The 953-nt window shown below is 68.6% G+C and carries 1 pseudogene; it reads left to right on the top strand.

The features are described 5' to 3' along the window. Positions 1-122: 122 nt before the first annotated feature. A pseudogene (locus OE647_RS20105) lies at positions 123-953 on the top strand (IS256 family transposase); the annotation flags it as partial.

Raw genomic sequence — 953 nt, 5'->3', positions numbered from 1 at the left:
GATAGTGCCGCAGCCCATGGTGTCGGAGGCGGCCAGCGACGCGGTGTGCGAGGCTGGCGGTCACTGTCGATCTTCGGAGCAGGTTTGGGTTGCGCAACCTGAAACCTGAGACGGCGATGACGATGACCGGCGAAGGAATGGCGCTGATTGATCTGGTTGAGACGCAGGCCGATGGCGATCTCGTGCGCGAGATGCTGGCCTTCGCGGCCGAGCGCATCATGGAGGCCGGGATTGAGGCGCGGACCGGCGCGGCCAAAGGCGCGCGCGCCGATGCGGGAGGCCCAACGGACCGGTTGCCGAGACCGGGATTGGGTTACGCGTGCCGGCCGGATCGCGCTCGAGGTCCCGAAGCCCGTGGAAGGGCAGCTATTCCCCGGCTTCCTGGAGCCCCGGCGGACGGCCGGGAAGGCGTTGGTTGCGGTGATCCAGGAGGCCTGCGTCCACGGCATCTCGACCCGCTCGGTCGATGGGCTGGTGAAAACCCTGGGCGCCGCTGGCATGTCGAAGAGCCAGGTCAGCCGGTTGTGCATGGAGATCGATGAACGGGTCGATGCCTTCCTGTCCCGGCCGCTGGAAGGGGCGTGGCCCTACCTCTGGCTCGACGCCGCGCACCTCAAGCTCCGGGAGGGCGGGCGCATCATCAGCAAGGCGGTGATACTCGCGGTGGCCGTCAACGAGGACGGCAAACGCGAGGTTCTGGGCGTTGCGACCGCCCCCCCCGGAGGCGGAGACATTCTGGACCGACGTCCTGCGCAGCCTTGCTGGCCGGGGCCTGCGCGGGGGGACGCTGGTCATTGCGGACGATCAAAAGGGTCTCCGGGTCGCCGCGCGTCGCGTCTTCAATGCCCCTCACCAACGGTGCCGCATCCACTGGATGCGCAACGCCCTGGCCCATGCCCCGGCACAGCAGCGCACGGCGGTGGCGACGATGCTGAAGACGATCTTCGCCCGGG

The organism is Albidovulum sediminicola (assembly GCF_025751575.1).
In the GTDB taxonomy this organism is placed as follows: Bacteria; Pseudomonadota; Alphaproteobacteria; order Rhodobacterales; family Rhodobacteraceae; genus Albidovulum; species Albidovulum sediminicola.
The sequence above is the reverse complement of the archived record's forward strand: the minus strand, read 5'-3'. Positions and strand labels throughout refer to the sequence as shown.